Below are 267 nucleotides of genomic sequence, written 5' to 3' on the forward strand. Positions count from 1 at the left end.
CTTACAGCATGGGATTACAGCGGATAAGAGCTCCATCTTCGGTATTGCCGGTACGTTGGCTTCACAAGGAATAGCAACTGTCGCAATTGATCACCCTTTACATGGCGATAGAGGGTTTGATTTGGATGAAGATGGCACTGTTGAATATATAGCAGAGGACGGTTCAGCAACTGCATACATGAACTTACAAAGTCTGCTGACTACCCGAGATAATCTTAGACAGTCAATCTCTGACTTATTGGGTCTTCGTTATTCCTTGAATAATGT

The 267-nt window shown here is 43.1% G+C and carries 1 protein-coding gene; it reads left to right on the forward strand.

What is annotated here, in order from left to right; genetic code table 11:
- The coding region (locus SB749_RS19665) for a hypothetical protein (protein ID WP_410711789.1) at positions 1-267 on the forward strand (267 nt) is incomplete at both ends.

Source organism: Brevibacterium sp. SIMBA_078, assembly GCF_046534565.1.
In the GTDB taxonomy this organism is placed as follows: Bacteria; Actinomycetota; Actinomycetes; order Actinomycetales; family Brevibacteriaceae; genus Brevibacterium.